The organism is Nocardiopsis kunsanensis DSM 44524, assembly GCF_000340965.1.
In the GTDB taxonomy this organism is placed as follows: Bacteria; Actinomycetota; Actinomycetes; order Streptosporangiales; family Streptosporangiaceae; genus Nocardiopsis; species Nocardiopsis kunsanensis.
Genome location: NZ_ANAY01000006.1, coordinates 79,703 through 97,540 on the forward strand (window position 1 = coordinate 79,703; position 17,838 = coordinate 97,540).

At 70.7% G+C, this 17,838-nt stretch carries 18 protein-coding genes and 1 pseudogene; 12 read left to right on the forward strand and 7 right to left on the reverse strand.

What is annotated here, in order from left to right:
• The first annotated feature begins 1 nt into the window (after position 1).
• Genes D456_RS26505 through D456_RS0104765 form a run of 4 tightly spaced genes read left to right on the forward strand, consistent with a single transcriptional unit; the run spans position 2 to position 3,429 of the window.
• Positions 2–739: an ABC transporter ATP-binding protein gene (locus tag D456_RS26505; RefSeq protein ID WP_017575010.1), complete on the forward strand. Its 738-nt coding sequence runs from the start codon at positions 2–4 to the stop codon at positions 737–739.
• Positions 736–1,527: an ABC transporter permease gene (locus D456_RS26510; protein WP_017575011.1), complete on the forward strand. Its 792-nt coding sequence runs from the start codon at positions 736–738 to the stop codon at positions 1,525–1,527. The genes D456_RS26505 and D456_RS26510 overlap by 4 nt, the downstream gene beginning before the upstream one ends.
• 7 nt (positions 1,528–1,534) lie before the next feature.
• A complete protein-coding gene (locus tag D456_RS0104760; protein WP_017575012.1) occupies positions 1,535–2,812 on the forward strand; it encodes a sensor histidine kinase in 1,278 nt (425 codons plus the stop codon).
• Complete coding sequence (locus tag D456_RS0104765) at positions 2,809–3,429, forward strand: response regulator transcription factor (protein ID WP_017575013.1); 621 nt, start codon at positions 2,809–2,811, stop codon at positions 3,427–3,429. The genes D456_RS0104760 and D456_RS0104765 overlap by 4 nt, the downstream gene beginning before the upstream one ends.
• Before the next feature lie 119 nt (positions 3,430–3,548).
• Here D456_RS0104765 and D456_RS0104770 read toward each other — a convergent pair whose 3' ends face one another.
• Positions 3,549–4,382, reverse strand: coding sequence for a MetQ/NlpA family ABC transporter substrate-binding protein (locus D456_RS0104770; RefSeq protein ID WP_017575014.1), 834 nt, complete (start codon positions 4,380–4,382; stop codon positions 3,549–3,551).
• 591 nt (positions 4,383–4,973) lie between these two features.
• Here D456_RS0104770 and D456_RS0104775 point away from each other — a divergent pair.
• The 5 genes from D456_RS0104775 (at position 4,974) to D456_RS0104795 (ending at position 8,778) form a co-directional block, all read left to right on the forward strand.
• The gene (locus tag D456_RS0104775; protein WP_017575015.1) at positions 4,974–5,195 is read left to right on the forward strand and encodes a hypothetical protein; all 222 of its coding nucleotides are present in this window, start codon (positions 4,974–4,976) and stop codon (positions 5,193–5,195) included.
• 238 nt (positions 5,196–5,433) lie between these two features.
• On the forward strand, positions 5,434–5,895 hold the full coding sequence (locus tag D456_RS0104780) for a hypothetical protein (RefSeq protein WP_051049403.1): 462 nt from the start codon (positions 5,434–5,436) through the stop codon (positions 5,893–5,895).
• Positions 5,896–6,006: 111 nt separating this feature from the next.
• Positions 6,007–7,170, forward strand: a complete 1,164-nt coding sequence (gene solA, locus D456_RS0104785; RefSeq protein ID WP_017575017.1) for an N-methyl-L-tryptophan oxidase — start codon at positions 6,007–6,009, stop codon at positions 7,168–7,170.
• Between the two features lie 222 nt (positions 7,171–7,392).
• Positions 7,393–8,196 carry an SDR family oxidoreductase gene (locus tag D456_RS0104790; RefSeq protein WP_017575018.1) on the forward strand — a complete coding sequence of 268 codons (804 nt, stop codon included), beginning with the start codon at positions 7,393–7,395 and terminating at the stop codon, positions 8,194–8,196.
• A gap of 114 nt (positions 8,197–8,310) precedes the next feature.
• On the forward strand, positions 8,311–8,778 hold the full coding sequence (locus D456_RS0104795; protein WP_017575019.1) for a VOC family protein: 468 nt from the start codon (positions 8,311–8,313) through the stop codon (positions 8,776–8,778).
• A 33-nt stretch (positions 8,779–8,811) separates the two neighbouring features.
• Here D456_RS0104795 and D456_RS0104800 read toward each other — a convergent pair whose 3' ends face one another.
• Positions 8,812–10,776 (reverse strand): outer membrane protein assembly factor BamB family protein, encoded by a 1,965-nt coding sequence (locus D456_RS0104800; RefSeq protein WP_230480012.1) that lies wholly within the window; start codon positions 10,774–10,776, stop codon positions 8,812–8,814.
• Between the two features lie 165 nt (positions 10,777–10,941).
• Here D456_RS0104800 and D456_RS0104805 point away from each other — a divergent pair, with 165 nt between their 5' ends.
• Entirely contained in the window at positions 10,942–11,283 is a 342-nt protein-coding gene (locus tag D456_RS0104805) for an antibiotic biosynthesis monooxygenase family protein (RefSeq protein ID WP_017575021.1), read from the forward strand.
• Between the two features lie 134 nt (positions 11,284–11,417).
• On the opposite strand, the gene D456_RS0104810 is transcribed toward D456_RS0104805, so the two are convergent.
• Complete coding sequence (locus D456_RS0104810; protein WP_017575022.1) at positions 11,418–12,050, reverse strand: TetR/AcrR family transcriptional regulator; 633 nt, start codon at positions 12,048–12,050, stop codon at positions 11,418–11,420.
• A gap of 13 nt (positions 12,051–12,063) precedes the next feature.
• Positions 12,064–12,477 (reverse strand): annotated as a pseudogene (locus D456_RS23670) (hypothetical protein); the annotation flags it as partial.
• A gap of 257 nt (positions 12,478–12,734) precedes the next feature.
• Between D456_RS23670 and D456_RS0104820 the strand changes: the two are divergent.
• Together D456_RS0104820 and D456_RS0104825 are read left to right on the forward strand one after the other, a co-directional pair.
• On the forward strand, positions 12,735–13,775 hold the full coding sequence (locus D456_RS0104820; RefSeq protein WP_230480013.1) for an asparaginase: 1,041 nt from the start codon (positions 12,735–12,737) through the stop codon (positions 13,773–13,775).
• Between the two features lie 44 nt (positions 13,776–13,819).
• Positions 13,820–14,743 carry a polysaccharide deacetylase family protein gene (locus D456_RS0104825; protein ID WP_017575026.1) on the forward strand — a complete coding sequence of 308 codons (924 nt, stop codon included), beginning with the start codon at positions 13,820–13,822 and terminating at the stop codon, positions 14,741–14,743.
• A 36-nt stretch (positions 14,744–14,779) separates the two neighbouring features.
• On the opposite strand, the gene D456_RS0104830 is transcribed toward D456_RS0104825, so the two are convergent.
• The 3 genes from D456_RS0104830 to D456_RS0104840 form a co-directional block, all read right to left on the reverse strand.
• Complete coding sequence (locus D456_RS0104830) at positions 14,780–15,538, reverse strand: nucleotidyltransferase domain-containing protein (protein ID WP_017575027.1); 759 nt, start codon at positions 15,536–15,538, stop codon at positions 14,780–14,782.
• A 159-nt stretch (positions 15,539–15,697) separates the two neighbouring features.
• Complete coding sequence (locus D456_RS0104835) at positions 15,698–16,585, reverse strand: alpha/beta fold hydrolase (protein ID WP_017575028.1); 888 nt, start codon at positions 16,583–16,585, stop codon at positions 15,698–15,700.
• A gap of 423 nt (positions 16,586–17,008) precedes the next feature.
• Entirely contained in the window at positions 17,009–17,836 is an 828-nt protein-coding gene (locus tag D456_RS0104840) for an aldo/keto reductase (protein WP_017575029.1), read from the reverse strand.
• Between the last annotated feature and the right edge of the window lie 2 nt (positions 17,837–17,838).

Below are 17,838 nucleotides of genomic sequence, written 5' to 3' on the forward strand. Positions count from 1 at the left end.
CATGGCAATCATCGAAGTGGCGAACCTGCGCAAGCGGTACGGGGAGAAGGTCGCGGTCGAGGACGTGTCCTTCTCCGTGGACGAGGGTGAGATCTTCGGGGTCCTGGGGCCCAACGGTGCCGGCAAGACCACGACCGTGGAATGTGTCTCCGGTGTGCGGGAACCCGACCGGGGCCGCCTGCGGGTCCTGGGGCTGGACCCGTCGACCGACCGCACACGGCTGCGGCGCGTACTCGGGATCCAGCTGCAGGAGGCGCGGCTGCCGGACCGGATCCGGGTGGTCGAGGCTCTGCGCATGTACGCGTCCTTCCACCAGCACCCGGCCGATGTCGGGGAGCTCCTGTCGATGCTGGACATCACCGACCGTGCCGGCGCCCAGTACCGGACGCTCTCGGGTGGTCAGCAGCAACGGTTGTCCATCGCCCTGGCCCTGGTGGGGCGGCCCCGTGTCGCGGTGCTGGACGAGCTCACCACCGGGTTGGACCCGCGTGCGCGCCGGGAGACCTGGAAGCTGGTGGAGCGCGTGCGCGACAGCGGGGTCACGATCGTGCTCGTCTCCCATTTCATGGACGAGGCCGAGCGGCTGTGCGACCGGGTCGCGGTCGTGGACCGGGGCCGGGTCGCGGCGCTGGACACACCCGAGAGGCTGGTGGCCCGGGCCTCACACGAGCGGGGCGGCGGCCGCGCGACCCTCGAGGACGCCTTCGTCTCCCTGACCGGAGGAGGGGATCTGCTGTGAGCACCACCGAGAGGGCCGGGGCGCCGGGCCGTCCGCCGCTCCCGGCCGTGCTGCGCAGTGTGCTGGCCGTCGAGGTCCGGCTGTTCCTGCGCGAACCGCTGACCCTCGTGCTGGGGGTGGCGATGCCGAGCGTGGTCCTGTTCGGGATGGCGGCGATCCCGGCGCTGCGTGAACCCTCCCCCGACTTCGGCGGGATGCGCTTCATCGACTTCTGGGCACCCACCGCCCTGGTCCTGGGTCTGTGCCTCGTCGGGGTCTCGCACCTTCCGGCGGTCATCGGCACCTACAGGGAGAACGGTGTCCTGCGGCGGTTGTCGACCACCCCGGTCCACCCGGGGGTCCTGCTGGTCGCCCAGTTGATCATCGTGTTGGCCACGATGGCGCTGTCGTCCCTGGTTCTGGTGGTGGCCTCCTGGCTGGTCCTGGACATCGGCCTCCCGCAGCGGCCCCTGCTGTTCGCGGTCGCCCTCGTCACCGGTTCGGCTTCCTTGGTCGCGTCGGGCATGCTCGTGGCCGCCGTCGTGCCGAGCGCACGTGCGGCCAACGGGGTGGCGACGCTGCTGTACCTGGTGGTGATGCTGGTCGGAGGGTTGTTCCTACCGCGGTTCCTCCTTCCGGAGGTGTTGGTGCGCATGGGCGAGTTCACCCCGCCGGGCGTTCAGTTGCTCATGGACGCGTGGTGGGGCCGGGTCGACAGCACGAATCCGCACGCGGTACAGCTGGCGGTCATGGCGGGTATCACCGTGCTCGCCGCAGCCGCGGCGGCCCGCCTGTTCCGTTGGGAGTAGAGAGCCCATGACCACCACCGGGGACCGTGCGGAGAACGCTGAGGGCTCGGAGGCGTGGCAGACCCTGTGGGGCAGGTTCCTGGTGGTGGTCCCCTGGGTCCTCCTCACGGCCTCGTTGGTCGCTGTCCTGGCCCTGCCGGGGCAGTCCGCCGCAGAGCACACCACCACGGTGGTGCTGGGTCTGGTGGCCGCTCTCTGGCTGCTGTTCGGGCACCGTGTGGCCGTCACCATCGGGGTGTCCGGCGTGCTCCCGTTCCGGTGGTCGGCCCTGGTCCACGTCTGCGGCCTGTTGCTGATCTGCTCGGTCATGCTGGCGCACGACGAGTTGTTCCTGATCTTCACGATCACCGGGTTCGTCCACGCGATGCTGTTGCCGACCGCGTGGGCGTTCGCGGCGGTCGGTGCGACCAGCCTGGTGCTGCACTCGAGCACGATGGGCCTTCCGGGGACCGACCCGGGCATGCCCCTGCTCCAGCACACGATCCTGTTCGGTGGTGTGGTGGCCGTCCAGACACTGGGGATCGGCGCGGGTCTGGTCGCGGGTCAGATGGGTGCCCGCAGGAACCTGGAACACCGGCAGATGGTCGAGCGGCTGGAGCAGGCTCTGGCCGAGAACGCGGACCTGCACGCCCGGGTGCTCACCCAGGTGCGCCAGGCCGGGATCGCGGAGGAGCGCGGGCGGATGGCACGCGAGATCCACGACACCCTCGCGCAGGGCCTGACCGGCATCATCACCCAGATCCAGGCGACCCAGCGCACGTGGGGGACCCCCGGGACGGCCGCCACCCACCTGGAGCGCGCACTGGCCCTGGCCAAGGAGAGTCTGACCGAGGCGCGGCGTTCGGTGGAGGCGCTGCGTCCGCAGCAGTTGAGCGAGGGGCACCTGCCCAGCGCGTTGGCGGAGTTGGTCCGCCGTTGGGGTGAGACCCACGGGACCCGGGTGTCGTCGGAGGTCACCGGCGATCCGGTCGCGTTGAGCCCGGCGATCGAGGCTGCCCTGTTCCGGGTGGCACAGGAGGCCCTCACCAATGTCGCCCGGCACGCGCAGGCCTCTCGGGCGGTCGTGACCCTGTCCTACCTGGACGAGGTGGTGCTGCTGGACGTGCGTGACGACGGGCGTGGCATGGCGCGGGGACGCTCGGGCGGATTCGGGCTCAGCAGTATGCGCCAGCGGATCCGGAGCATAGGAGGCAGTGTGGAGATCGAGAGCGAGGACGGCAGGGGGACGGCCGTGAGCGCCAGTGTTCCGGTGGTCCCGGACACGGGTCCGGAGGTGGGGCCGTGATCCGGTTGTTGATCGCCGACGACCACCCGGTCGTGCGCGACGGTCTGCGCGGGACCTTCTCGACCGAGGACGGCATCGAGGTGGTGGCCGAGGCTGCGGACGGGCAGGAGGTGCTCGACCTCGTGCGCGGCCATGAGGTCGATGTCGTACTCATGGACCTGCGCATGCCCCGGATGTCCGGGGTGCGTGCCATCACCGAGCTGGGCGAGCGGGACCCGCACGTGCGGGTCCTGGTACTGACCACGTTCGACAGTGAACGTGACGTCCTGCCCGCGGTGGAGGCGGGGGCCCACGGGTACCTGCTCAAGGACGCCGCCCCCGACGAGCTGGTGCGCGGGGTGCTGGCCGTGTACCGGGGCGAGTCGGTGCTGTCCCCCGCGGCCGCTTCCCATCTGATGGGGCGCGTACGTACACCTTCGGGGCAGCTGCTGAGCCGCCGTGAACGGGAGGTGCTGGAGCTGGTCGCGGACGGTGCGTCCAACCGGGCGGTCGCCTCCCGGCTGTTCATCAGCGAGGCCAGTGTGAAGACGCACCTGCAGCACGTGTACGACAAGCTCGGGGTGCGGGAGCGGGCGGCCGCTGTCGCCGAGGCCTACCGCCGCGGGGTGCTCGACTGACCGCGGCGGGCCGGGTCCGCCACGCGGGCGCAGGTCGGCGGGTCCGGCCCGCCCGGACACAGGACCGCCCCGTCGCGGGGGCGGACGGGGCGGCCTGTGGGGGTCGGGGGTCGGAGGGGTCAGTCGCCCTCGGCGGGGATGATGCTGCCCTGGTACTCCTCCTCGATGAACTCGAGGGTCTCCTCGTCGAGCAGGAGGTCGCCGAGGGTGTCGATGCGCGGGTCGTCGGCGTTCTCGGTGCGGGCCGCGAGGACGTTGACGTAGTCGTTTCCCTCGACCTCTTCCAGGAGGATGGAGTCCTCTTCGAAGTCGAGCCCGGCCTCCTGCGCGTAGTTGTTGTTGACGATCGCGGCGTCCACGTCACCGAGTGAACGCGGTAGCTGGGGCGCCTCGACCTCGTGGAAGTCCAGGTCCTTGGGGTTGTCCTCGATGTCGGAGAGCGAGAAGTCGGCCTCCTCGGTCCCGTCGGCCAGGGTGATGAGGCCGCTCTCCTCCAGCAGCACGAGTGCGCGGAACTCGTTGGTGGGGTCGTTGGGCAGCGCGACCTCGGCGCCGTCCTCGAGCCGGTCCACCGAGTCGACCTGCTCGGAGTAGAGTCCCAGCGGCGGCAGGTAGGCCTCCTGCACGGCGGTGAGGTCGGTGTCGTTGCCCTCGTTGAAGTCCAGTAGGTAGGGCTCGTGCTGGTAGAGGTTCGCGTCGAGCTGCCCCTCGGCAAGGGCGGTGTTGGGCGCGATGTAGTCGGAGAACTCCTGGATCTCCAGGGAGAGTCCGGCCTCTGCGGCGAGCTCCTCGTCGATGAACTCCAGGATCTCCCCGGCCGGGACGGCGGTCGCGCCGACGACCAGTGTGTCCTCGCCGTCCGCGGAGTCCGCCTCGTTCTCGGACGGGGCACCACAGGCGGTCAACGCCAGTACGGCCACAGCGGCAGAGGCGATGACGGCGGAGCGGTGCATTGCGACGGTCCCTTTCGTGCGTGCGGGGAGACACCTGAAGGTGATTCGTGACCAGGTCATCAGATATTTCCGATTTACCCGACCTTAAAGGAAGGATAAGGATCTACGCCACTTCGGGTGACCAAAGGCACAGTACCTGCCCGCCCGCCCCGGCGCCCCGAGCCCACCCGCCAGCACTCTCCCCTCCCAATGCCCGCACTCGGCACCGTGTGTACTTGCGTACACCGTTGGCCGTCACATAACAGGCAAAGGGTGACGAGTGCCGAATTTTCCCCAATGGCGCGACATTCTCCAGCGTCTTCGGAAGATTCTTCGGCGAGATTCTCCGTTTCCGCCTCACCGGGCCCTCCGATGGTGCAGGATGGTTCTCGAAGGCGGACAACGGCTCCGTAACTCTCCGCACCCCCTGTCGGAGACGGCCCCTCCCCGCCGACGAGGGCCGTTTCTCCTTCACCCCCTCCGGCCCCCGGTGCCCTCCGCACCGGGGGCCCCTTCATGCCCTCCCGCCCTTTACACAGGCCTTATCCGGGGAGGGAAGAGACTGCAGGCTGGACGCGACACACACCGGACACGGAACCGAACGGAGTGCCGATGATCGGCGAAGCGATCGAGTGGTTCAAGGGACTCCTGGGCGGCGAGGTGGGCGAGCTCGCTCAGGACGTCACCCAGTCCTACGGCCAGGAAGCGATGGAAGGCGTACAGGAGAGCACGGAAGGACTCCAGGACGGCGTCGAGACCGCCACGGACGCTGTCGAGGACCCCGGCGGCACCGCCGTCGACGCCGCGAGGGACGAGCTGCTCGGCGACAACTGACCGGCAGCCCCCGCACTTCCCGGGTCCGCACGAGCGGGCCCGGCGGCCTTCCCGCGCCGCACGGTGCGCCCCCACGGGTGAGGAACCCGCATCGCACCGTGCGCGCACACCCACCACAGGCACGGGCCACACCCCACGACCGCGCCCCGTCGCCCCACGGCAGGTCGCACCCCCGCAAAACCGTCACCCTGAGTAGCATCACAGGTGCCGGAAGCAAGGACCCAGGGGGAGCAACACCATGAGACGACCGCCCGTCGAACCGCACCACATGCCGGCCCGCATCGCCACGGGGGCCTTCATCCTCAGCTCGGGCCTGGACAAGCGCGCTGTCGACGAGGAATCCGCCCAGGGCATGCACGGCATGGCCGTCAGTGCCTACCCGTTCCTCGACAAGATCGCGCCCAAGCCCTTCGTCAAGCTGGTGTCGGCGTCGGAGATCGCCCTGGGTACCGCTCTCCTGCTGCCGATCGTGCCCACGAAGATCGCCGCCGCCGGGCTGACCGCGTTCAGCGCCTCGCTCCTGGGCATGTACCTGCGCACCCCCGGGATGCGGCGCCCCAACAGCGTCCGGCCCAGCGACACGGGTCTCGCGGTGGCCAAGGACGTGTGGATGTTCGGCACGGGCCTGTCACTTCTCATGGACCCGGGCCAGGCGCGCGGTGAGCCCCGCCCGTGCTCCTGGCTGGGGCCGAAGCGCTGACCCCACGGCACGACCACGGTGTCCCCGTGTCTCCACGGGCGGGCCTTCCTGCGACGATGGGTCGGCCCGCCGTTTTTCGTGTCCGGTGGGGTGCATGGAAGGGAGACGGTCGTGGGAGAGACGTTGCGGACCGACACGGTCGTGGTGGGGCTCGGCGCCATGGGGTCGCAGGCCTTGTGGCACCTGGCGCGCCGGGGCGTGCCGACCGTAGGGGTGGAGCAGTTCGTCCCCGGGCACGACCGGGGTTCCAGCCACGGTGAGTCGCGCATCATCCGTACCGCCTACGTCGAGGGCGCCGAGTACGTGCCGTTCGTCCGCGCGGCCTGGGAGCGGTGGGCCGATCTGGAGCAGGCCTCGGGGCAAGAGCTGCTGCTGCGTACCGGGGCGCTCATGGCAGGGGCCCCGGACTCGGGGGCCGTCTCGGGTGCGCTCACGGCCGCCTCCCACCACGCCCTGGAGCACGAGCACCTGTCCCCCGAACAGGCACAGGCACGCTTCCCCCACCACCGGTTCGCCCCGGGCGAGGAGGCCGTCGTCGAACAGGAAGGCGGGGTCCTGCTCCCGGAAGCCGCCATCGGGGCCGCCGTCCGTCTCGCGGGGGAAGCCGGGGCCCGGGTCCTGACCGAGGCACCGGTGACCCGGATCGTGCCCGACCCCGAACAGCCGACCGTGTGGATGGGCGGAACCGAGATCCGGGCACGCCGGGTCGTGGTCGCGGCGGGTTCGTGGACCACGCGGCTCCTTCCCCAGCTCCCGGACCTGGGGATCCGGGTGGAGCGCCGGGTCCTGGGCTGGTTCCCGATCACCGGTGCCCCCGAGCCGCACACCGGCGGCCAGGTCTTCGCTCGCGACGAAGCCGACGGAACACTCTGGTTCGGGTTCCCGAGTCTGGACGGCCGCACCGTCAAGATCGGGGTGCACTCCGAGGCACCCGGCGCACGGTTCCCGGGAGCCCAGTGGGGCGAGCCGGTCGACCCGGACACGGGACCGCGCGCGCCGGACACCGCGGACGGAGCCAGGTTGGGGCTCCTGGCCGCGCGGTTGGACGGGGTCGCAACGACGCCCGAGCGTATGTCCGCGTGCATGTACACGATGACCCCGGACGAGGACTTCCTCATCGGCCACCGTGCCGAGCTGCCCGGACTGGTACTGGCCGGAGGGTTCTCCGGTCACGGGTTCAAGTTCGCCTCGGCGGTGGGCGCAGCGCTGGCGGATCTGGCCGAGCACGGCCGTACCGACCTGCCGATCGACATGTTCGACCCGCAGCGGCAGTGACCGGCCTCCCCCGGTCGCCGTCCCGGAACCGGCACGGTGCAGAGCACACGGGGCACGTCCGCACCCGGGCACGCACGGGCACCGCCCCCGGGGCAGCACCCCCTTCTCCATGAGGGGCGCCGGGCCGCCCCGGGGCGAGGAACAGGACAGCGCAGCGTGCGATCATGTGCGCGGTGCCGGCGCGAGCACCTCGCCCCCGTGGTCCCCGTCGGAAGGAACCCCATGTCCCAGCCATCTGCCCGTACCGCCCTGGTCACCGGTGCCTCCTCGGGTATCGGGCGCGCGGTGACCGCCGCCCTCGCCGAACGGGGCTACCGGGTCGTCGGTACCAGCCGTGACCCCGCGACGATCACCGACCCGGTTCCCGGTGTGGAGTACGTGGCCCTGGACCTGGCCGACGACGCCTCGGTGGATGCCTGTGCCGAACACGTGGGCGCCGTCGACGTCCTGGTCAACAACGCCGGGGAGAGCCAGAGCGGGCCGTTCGAGGAGCTCCCGGGCGAGGCGGTGGAACGGTTGTTCCGCATCAACGTGTTCGGGGCGGTGCGACTCACCCAGCTGGTGTTGCCGGGGATGCGTGAGCGCGGGTACGGGCGTGTGGTCGTGGTCGGGTCGATGCTGGCAAGTTTCCCGCTGGCCTACCGTTCCTCGTACGTCGCCTCCAAGGCCGCGGTCAAGGGGTTCGCGAACGCCCTGCGCCGGGAGGTCTCCCCCTACGGGGTGGGGGTGAGCACGGTCGAGCCGGGCTCGATCAACACCGGGATCAGCGAGCGGCGCACACAGTACCTGCGGGAGGGCTCCCCGTTCCGTGAGGAGTACCGGACGATGCTGAGCGCACTCAACTCCAACGAGTCGGAGGGGATCTCTGCGGAGCGGGTCGCGGGGACGGTGCTGCGGGCGATCGACGCGCCCACTCCGCGGCCGTTGTACGCGGTGGGGAGCAACGCGCCGGTGGTGTTCGCACTGCGCCGTCTGCTCCCGCGTTCGTTGATGCTGCGGATCGTGGCGCGCAAGCACGGGCTGTGAACCGGCCGGGTGACCCGATCCGGTCGGCCCCGGTGTGGCCCGGGGCAGGACCCGGGCGGTCCGGGTGAGAATGCGGGCGAGCACACACGTCCGCCGTTCCGCCCCGGAGACCCCATGAGGCAGCAGATCCACTTCGTGACGCTCTCGACGACCGACCTGGACGCGGCCCGCCGCTTCTACCGGGACGGTCTGGGTTGGGAGCCGCTCGCCGACGTACCGGGCGAGATCCTGTTCTTCCAGGTGGCTCCGGGGACGGTGCTCGGTCTGTTCGACTCGGTGAAGTTCGACCGCGATCTGGCCGGGACGCAGGACTCGGGCACGGAAGCGGCGGGCCCGGCGATGTCCACCAGCGCCGCGGTGTCCGGGGTGACCCTGGCGCACAACGTCGAGGGGCCGGAAGAAGTCGCGTGGACGGTCGAGGCCATGGTGCAGGCCGGGGGCCGGGTACTGCGCGCTCCGGAGTACGGCGGGTTCGGCGGTGTGCACCACGCGTTCGTCGAGGACCCCAACGGTGTCGTGTGGGAGGTCGCGCACAACCCCGGTTGGCACGTCGACCAGTCCGGGAACGTGGTGCTGGGCTGAGTGCCTCCCTCGGGCCGGCCCTTCCGCCCCGGCTCAGACGATGCCGACGACCTCGCTGCTCCCGGGGCGGGCGAGAACGACCCCGTCCCGGATCCCGTGCAGGGACACCCACGACTCCATCTGGTCCTCGGGCACGTCCCCGGACGCGGGTTCCAGGGTGATGTGGACCTTGGTGGCCGCCGAGTCCTCGACCGGCTCCTCCCCCTCGGCCCAGGGGCGCACGGTCAGGGTGACGGTCTCGGACTCGCCCTTCGTAGCCCGGGGAACGGCCGTGACCAGGGAGTCCTCGAGCGGGACGGGGCGGATGCGTTCCTTTCGCTCGTCCTCGGACGCGGGGGTCCGTTCCGCCGAGGCGGTCCGCTCGCCCCCGTCCAGGCCCCGCCAGGTGTAGGTGCCGGAGCCACCGTCCTCGTCCCAGGTCAGGTAACCGTCGGTGGTGAAGTTCCAGGTTCCCTCGTGCCCGGTGGGGCCACCGAACCCCGGCAGGTCGCGCGCCACGACCTCACCGTTGCGGCCGAAGAGGACGTTGCCGCTGTCCGACCCGTCCTCGGAGGCCCACGCGAACGCGAACAGGTGGCCGTCGTCGGAGGTGTGGACCCACACCTCGTCGCTGGGCGAGCTCATGTTCACGTCGGTGTGCCACAGCCAGGTCCCGGTGCTGGGGACGAGGCCGTGCAGGGTACGGACGGAACCGCGTCCCCCGCGCTCGCCGGTCATGATGTCCATGTCGCACTCGAGGAGGACGACGATCTCGTGGCGGGTGATGTCCTGGCCGCGGCGGGAGCAGTCGCCCATGGGTTCGTAGGTCCAGCGTTCGCGCCCGGTCCCGGGCACGTACCCGGCCACGGTCGTGCGGCCTTCCTCGCTGCGCAGGGTGGTGAGCACGTCGCGGTGCACGAGCGGGGCGAGGTCACCTTGGTACTGGTATTTCCCTGGCTCGGCCGTGCTCGGACTGCGGTACTCGCCGATCTCTTGTCCGGTGTCCGCATCGAGCACGACGAGACGTTGGACATGGCTGCCGTCGATGTCGCGGGCGGGGTAGGTGAGCATGACGTTGTCGGCGCCGGGCGAGGTCTGCATGTCGACGGCCTGCTCCCCGGACCTGCGGTAGTGCCAACGCTCCTCCCCGGTGCCGCCGTCCAGCAGGGCGACCCCTCCGGCGGAACGGACGAGGACCCCGGTGTGTGCGGGGGCGACCTCCAGGACCGGACCACCGTCGGGGGTGGACCAGCGCCATCCGAGGCCGTCGACGGTGGCGGGCAGACCGGTGCCGAGGTCGTGGTCGCCCTCGTCCGAGGGGGCGGTGGTGGCGTCGAGCGGGAGGAGGACGGTGACCAGGATGGACAGGGCCACGGCCGCGGCCCCCAGGACGAGACCGGCCCCGGCGCCGGCTGCCCAGGAGCGGCGGGACCCGCGGAACGCGGTCGGGGAGACCGCGAACAGGCACAGGGCGAGGGCGACGGCGGTGGCGCCCAGTGCGAAGCCGTAGGGCGAGAATTCCATGAACCGGGGGTTCCCGGGTCCCACGGCGGGGCTCACCGGCGCCCACCAGAGCGGTACGAGGGCCACCACGGTGACCACGAGGGCGACCGTGGCCAGAATGCGGCGCGCGCATCCGGGGGCCGGGACGCGGGACAGCAAACGCACGGAGGTGGCTCGGCCCCGGTCGGACCGGCCCCCGGAAGAGGCGCCCGGAGAGTCGGAGGCGAGGGCCCGCTCCCGCAGCGAAGCCGCCGGTGGGGCGGCGTGGCCGTCGGAACGGTGCGCACAGTCGCACCCGTCCCGGGCGACATCACCGGCCCGGCGGTGTTCCATCTCGTGCAGGCGCACCAGGGGCAGGGCCAGGACGCTGCACAGTGCCCAGATCCAGACCAGGTGGACGGGCCACGGGACGGAGCCGGCCACCGCGTGGACGTCGACGGTGGCCAGGGCGAGCGTCACCGTGCCGGGCAGGAGGAGACCGGAGGCGAACCAGAAGCGGACCGGCGAAGGGGGCACCCTCCGGAACATAGGGACAAAGAAGCCCTCGGTCAACGCATCCGGGCATCCGTCCCGTGCTCTCCAGGGATCGCCCGGCCGTATTCGGGTGGGGCAGGCGGGGCCTCCGCGTCCTGTCTTCTAGGTTGGTCGCAAGAGCCGTACACGACCGTGGAGGTGACGCGTGTGAGCGTCGTCAAGTTCAACGTCCTGACCGTTCCCGAGGGCGCCGGCGCCACGCTGGAGGAGCGTTTCGCCAAGCGTGGGGGCATGGTGGAGAACCAGCCCGGGTTCGAGGAGTTCCAGCTCCTGCGCCCGGTCGAGGGCAACGACAAGTACCTGGTCTACACCCGCTGGCGGTCCGAGGAGGACTTCCAGAACTGGGTGAACGGCCAGGACTTCGAGCGCAGCCACTCCGAGGGAGGGAAGGGGTCCGCGCACGGGGGCGGCGACAAGCCGAAGCCGGCCGCGAGCGACAGCGAGGTGTGGGGGTACGAGGTGGTCCAGCGCGTGGAGGGCAAGGCCTGAGCGCGGCCCGACCGTGAGCGGTCCGGGCCGTTTCCCGGGCCGCACATCAGGGTCTGCGGGCCTCGATGAGGAAACATGTCGTGGTGGCGGTGGAGGAGCCCTCGCGTTCGAGCATCCACGTTCCTGCGCGGAGGTCAGGACTTGCCGGGGATCAGGCCCGTGACGGCCACAAGCTCGACCGCGTGCTGTTCCAACGGCGGGAAAGTCTGCCGGCCACCGGAGAACGCCTCGAAGAACCCGCGTTGGAAGCAGGCGCCGATCAGGAGGGAGGCCACCGCCTCCGGATCGATGCGGGCCGGGACCCGCCCGAGACCGCGCTCGTTCCGCAGGTACGAAGCCACGGCACGGTTGACATTGAGGGGACCCGCGCCGTGGGACTCCATCTCCTCCCAGTGTCGGCGCAACAGTTCGGGTTCGGCGAACAGTGAGCCCAACACCGGCGCACCGTGGCGGAAGAAGGGGACGGCACCGACCACCACCCCGGTCAGGTTCTGCGCGACCGGGCCCCTGCCCGCCCGGTCGGACAAGGCGGCCAGGTCATCCACGAAGGGCGGGAACCGGTGGCGCAGCACCGCCAACACGAGTTCGGCCTTGCCGGGGAAGTGTTTGTAGAGCGTCGCCTCGGAGTAACCCGCCTCCGAGGCGATGCGCTTGGTGGTCGTGTGGAGCAGGCCGATCCGCCGCATGAGGTCGGCCGCAGTGTCGAGGAGAAGGGCGCGGGTGGTCTCAGCGTTCCCACGGCGGCGCGTGTACTGCTGGTCCGGCATCGGCGGTGGGCTCCTAGCGACATTCGGGAACCGGGCCCGCGGCGAGCTCACGGTGGCAGCGCACCAGCTCCCCGACCGCATACGACCCGGCGAGGAACACCAGTATCACGGTCGGGAAGGCTACCCACGCCAGGAGGGCGGCCCCGGGTTCGGCCACCTCCGCGACCCGGCGGTGGACCCACAGCAGGGAGGCACCGACCCCGGCCACGACCGCGGCCAGGGGCCAAGCACGGGGCGCCCCGTGCACCGCTGTCGCGTACAGGGCGGCCATCGGGGCCAGAAACAAACCGAGTTCATGGTCGCGCCAGAGGAAGAACACGAAGGCCGCTGTGGAGACCGCCAGGGCTGCGACCGGTCGCGCGCGGCACCAGTACAGGGCCGCGCAGCCGGTCACGACGGCGGCGAACGCGAAGGGGTCCACCTCCCGTGTCGTGCTCCAGCCCGTGAGAAGGTCGAGCGGTTCTCCGGCGAGGCTTCCTTAGGTGGCGGCGAGTTCGACGAACAGGACGGCCGTGGCGATCAGGACGACACGGAGGTCGGTGCGCGGTGTTCGGTTCTCGGGGGACAACGTGGAACCTCCTTGGTGAGTGAGCACTCACTAACTTTTATGCCCCGCGTCGGGATGTCCCAACCGGTGCACGGAGCGGGACCCGTTCCTTGACCCGAGCGGGTAACGCACGGAAGATGCGAAGGTCCGACCACACCCATCACTTGGAGGTCCTCGTGCGCACTCTGGCCCTGTTGAGTACCGGCGGCACCATCGCCACCACCGCGGGCGAGCAAGGGCTCGCGGTCGGGGTCGGTGCCGACGACCTCCTCTCCGCGGCCGAGCGTGTGTGGGGGTTCGGCGGGGTCCGCGTGCAGACGCGCGAGGTGCACCGGCTGGTCAGCTTCGCGGAGAGCGTCGGCGACGTCCTGGCCCTGGCACGGGCCGTGCGCGAAGCGGCCCGGGAGGTGGACGGGGTCGTCGTCACCCACGGCACCGACACGATGGAGGAGGCCGCCTTCCTGCTGGCCCTCACCCACGACTCCCCGGTCCCGGTCGCTTTCACCGGAGCACAGCGCCCCTACGACGATCCGGCCCCGGACGGCCCCCGCAACCTCGCCGCCGCCCTGCGCTGGGTGGGTGATCCGCGTTCGGACGGCACGGGGGTCAATGTCGTCTTCGACGGGGACGTGCTGCCAGCGGTGGGCACACGGAAGGTGGACACTCTGGGTCTGAAGGCGTTCCGTGCTCCCGGGCGCGCCCCGGTGGCGGCGGTGGACGCCGACGGGGTCCGGTTGTATGCCCAGGCGCCGAAGGTGCCGACCCTGATGCGCCCGGACCTGGAACCGCCGCGGGTGGACGTGGTCGCTCAGTACCTGGGTGCCGACGCCACGGCTCTGCGCGCGTCGGTGACGGCCGGCGCGCGGGGTGTGGTCGTGGCCGGTTTCGGGGCGGGAAACCCGACTCCGGAGACGACTCGGACGTGTGTGGAGCTGCTCGATTCGGGCGTGCCGGTGGGGTTGGCGAGCCGGGTGGGCTCGGGACCGGTCTCGGGCCTGTACGCCGAGGGCGGGGCGGAGCTGATGCGGGCGGGCGCCGTACTGATGGGCGACCTGTCACCGTGGCAGGCGCGCCTGTTGCTGGCGGCCGCACTGACGCACACCGACAGTGCCTCCGGGGTGACCGAGCGCTGCCGGACGTGGCTGGCGGCGGTGGGTGCGGTACCCGAGCGCGGCTGATTCCGCGGCCGTTTCGGTCCTTGATCCACCGTGGAACCGGGGACATGATGCACGCGATCCCCGAGCATCGACCGAAGTGGGTGGAGAACATGGCCAAGGAGATCCTGGTTGCGTACGGCGTGGACGTCGACGCCGTCGGCGGGTGGCTGGGCTCCTACGGGGGTGAGGACTCCCCCTGCGACATCTCCCGGGGCATGTTCGCCGGCGAGGTCGCCGTGCCGCGCATGCTGGAGCTGTTCAAGCGCACGGGTATCACCGCGACGTGGTTCTGGCCGGGGCACTCGGTGGAGACCTTCCCGGAGGAGTTCGAGGCGTGTTTCCGCGCGGGCCACGAGATCGGGGTGCACGGGTACAGCCACGAGAACCCGCTCGCGATGAGCGCCCAGCAGGAGGCCGATGTCCTCGACCACTGCATCGCACTGATCGAGCAGCGCACGGGCTGCAAACCCACGGGGTACGTGGCCCCGTGGTGGGAGTTCTCCGACGTCACCAACCAGTTGCTCATCACGCGCGGCCTCAAGTACGACCATTCGCTGATGCACCACGACTTCCAGTGCTACTACGTACGGGTCGGCGACCGGTGGACCAAGATCGACTACGACCGTCCGGCCGAGGACTGGATGCACCCGTTGGTGCGGGGTGAGGAGTCCGACCTGGTGGAGATCCCGGCCTCGTGGGAGCTCGACGACCTGCCCCCGATGATGTTCATCAAGGCCAACCCGAACAGCCACGGGTACGTGAACCCGCGCGACCTGGAACAGCAGTGGCGGGACCAGTTCGACTGGGTCCACCGCGAGTACGACCACGCGGTGTTCCCGATGACGGTGCACCCGGACGTGTCGGGGCGCCCGCAGAACCTGCTCATGCACGAGCGCCTCATCGAGTACATCAGCGGCCACGAGGGGGTGCGTTGGGTGACCTTCGACGAGATCGCCGACGACTTCCTGCGCCGCAACCCGCGGGCCTGACCCCGTACGTGGGCCCTTCCCCCGTTGCCGTGCGGCTCAGGCCGTGGCCACGAGCCGGTTGGCCTCGGCGACGGCGGCGCGCAGATCGTCGGGGTTCCCGGTCATCCCCGCGATGATCAGGTCCATCTCCTCCAGACCGGCCTTGGACAGCAGGGTCTTGTCGTTGGTGACCCATTCCCCCCGTGCGGCGCAGACCCCGTGTGCGGCCTGCGCGGCCGCCTGGGCCAGGAGCCCGGCGCACTGGGTCACCCGTCCGTACGGTGCGTGGTTGTGTTCGGCGTAGGAGAGGTTGGCGGCGGCGAAGCCCCGCCACACCCCGGGCGCCTCAGCGCGCAGGGCCTCCGGGTAACCGGGCCGGGGCAGCTCTCCGTGCAGCACCTGTCCGAGGGCGAGTTCGGCGAGCAGCAGGTAGGTGGGGATCCCCACGAGGTGGAACATCAGCGGTTCGACACGGAAGCGGCCCTGTTCCGCTTCGGCGATCTCGTGCTCGACGACACCGAGGTCCCGGTAGTGCACGTCCACGGGGCGCCCGTGCACACGCAGCCAGGCCCCGCCGTTGAAGACCCCGTCCCACTCGCCGATCCCGGAGACCTTACCGTCCCAGCCGATGTCGCTCAGGTCCTGCGGGTCGAAACCGGAGCGGTAGTAGAGGGCCAGGTCCCAGTCGCTGTCGGCGCGGTGGGTGCCCTCGGCCCGTGAGCCGCCGAGGGTGACGGCCTCGACGCCGGGCAGGGCGTACAGCCGGTCGGCCAGGTCGGTGAGGAAACGGGTGTCGTCGGTTTCGGCGCTGCTCATGGGGGCATCGTCGCAGAAGCCTCTCCGGCAACGCCACGCGGTTGTTCGGCGTTCGCCCGGCTCACGCGGGACCGGTGCGCCGGAGCTTCGCGTAGGTGCGGTTGCGCAGTAGACCCTCCGGGGGCCGTTGCTGTGCGCGGCGTTCGGGCGGGTCGGCCCTCAGTGGTCGAACTCCCGGAGGATCTCGGCCACACGGTCGGGGCGTTCGTACAGGGACAAGTGCCCCGTGTCCTCGATGACCCGTACGTCGGTGTCGAGGAACCGGCGGGCGGGCCCGTGCAGTCGGGCGGGTGAGAAGAACGGGTCGTGCGAGCCGGTGGCCACCACGACCCGGTGGCCGGCCCACGCGTGGAAGGACTCGGCGTTCAGCGGGCTGGGTGTGGAACCTGTGCGGCAGTGGCGTGCCACGAGCGTGAGCCACTCCGTCTCGGAGGTGCATTCCGCGCGCTCGGGGTCGGGCCCCCGTCCGCTGAGGAACTCCACCAGGCGCTCACTGGTGTGTTCGTTGGGGTGCATCCTCCACGACAGGGTCGCCTTCATCGCCCCCGAGGAGAGGCCGGCCGCGGTCAACCCGGCGGGGTTGACCAGTACCACCCCCGCCACCAGGGGCGAGGGGGCGGAGGCCAGGGTTATGGCGGCACCGCGGGAGTGGCCCAGGATGATCACGGGCCGGTCGGTGATCTGCGGGAGGAGTTCGTCCATCCAGGCGGCGTAGGAGTCGGCGCGGTCGCCCACGGAGCGGCGGCCGCAGCTCAGGCCGGGTTGGCCCGGGAGGTCGACCAGGTGCACCGGACGGTCCTCGGACAGGACCCTTGCCGCGGGCACGGTCGCGGCGGCGTTGAAGTTGGTGCCGGAGAGCACCAGCACCGGGGTTCCGGGGCCACCGGCCGCGCTGAAGGCCTGGGTCCTTCCCAACCGGGTCTCGATGGGAGGGAGGGGCCCGAGTTCGGGCCACTGGTTCAGGGCTTCGTGGCACCAGGCGTGCACGGACCGCTCGGCGTTCTCGGAACGGTAGACACGCGCGGCGCGAAGAGGGACGACGGTCATGGATCCGGCTTTTCGCGTAGGAAGAGTTCGGTGATCACCGGCCATGTTTCCCGGCGCACCAAGAAGGGACTGTACGCCTCAGCACGGTCCATTGCCACTCGGGTCCGGGACCGTCGCGGCTCCGTCACCGACCGGGGTGCACACTCTCCGGTCTACCCCTGACGGCGTGTCCCGTGGGGAGCGGGTTCACCCTGTTCCGGGTGTCCGGACAGCGTCCGTTACCGGCCATCCGACGGGGGTGCCGAGACTTTCCGGCCGGTGCCGCATGTCCGGGACGGGGGTGCCGCGCACGGCCCCGGACAGCAGGAGGGGGCGCTCCCTCCCCCGTTGCCCACGGGTGGTGGAACGCCCCCTCGGGGTGCCGGCCGGGACTCCGGTCCCGGCCGGCACGGTCCAGGGGATCACACCCCGTCAGGCTGCGGCCTAGCCGACGAAGTTCATCTCGGCGGGGTCGGGGCCGATACGGCCGCCGTTGTCCATCGCGTTGATGCGTTCGACGTCCTCGGCGTCGAGTTCGAAGTCGAACACGTCGAAGTTCTCCTTGATCCGGGACGGGGTCACGGACTTGGGAATGGCGACGTTGCCGACCTGCAGGTGCCACCGGAGGACGACCTGGGCAGGGGTCTTGCCGTGCTTGTCGCCCAGGCCTCGCAGGGTCTGGTCCTCGAGCAGCCCCTTGCCCTGGCCCAAGGGGCTCCAGGCCTCGGTGAGCAGCCTGTGGTCGGCGTTGACCTTGCGCATCGCGGCCTGGTTGAAGCGGGGGTGCAGCTCGATCTGGTTGAGCACGGGGACGACCCCGGCCTCCTGGAGGAGCTTGTCGAGGTTCTGCTGGGTGAAGTTGGAGACACCGATCGCCTTGGCGCGGCCGTCGGCGTAGATACGCTCCAGGGCACGCCAGGAGTCGACGTACTTGTCCTGCTCCGGCACGGGCCAGTGGATCAGGTACAGGTCGACGTAGTCGGTGCCCAGACGCTCGAGGCTCTCGTCGAAGGCACGCAGGGCCTCGTCGTAGCCGTGTGCGTCGTTCCACAGCTTGGTGGTGAGGAAGACGTCCTCACGGGCCAGGCCGGACTCGGCGATGGCCCTGCCCGTACCGCGTTCGTTGTCGTAGGCCCTGGCGGTGTCGATACTGCGGTAGCCGGCTTCCAGGGCGGCCGCGACCGAGGCGTGGGCCTGGTCGTCGGCCACCTGCCAGACACCGAACCCCAGTTGCGGCATGCGGAGACCGTTGTTCAGCGTGACGTGCTGCAAAG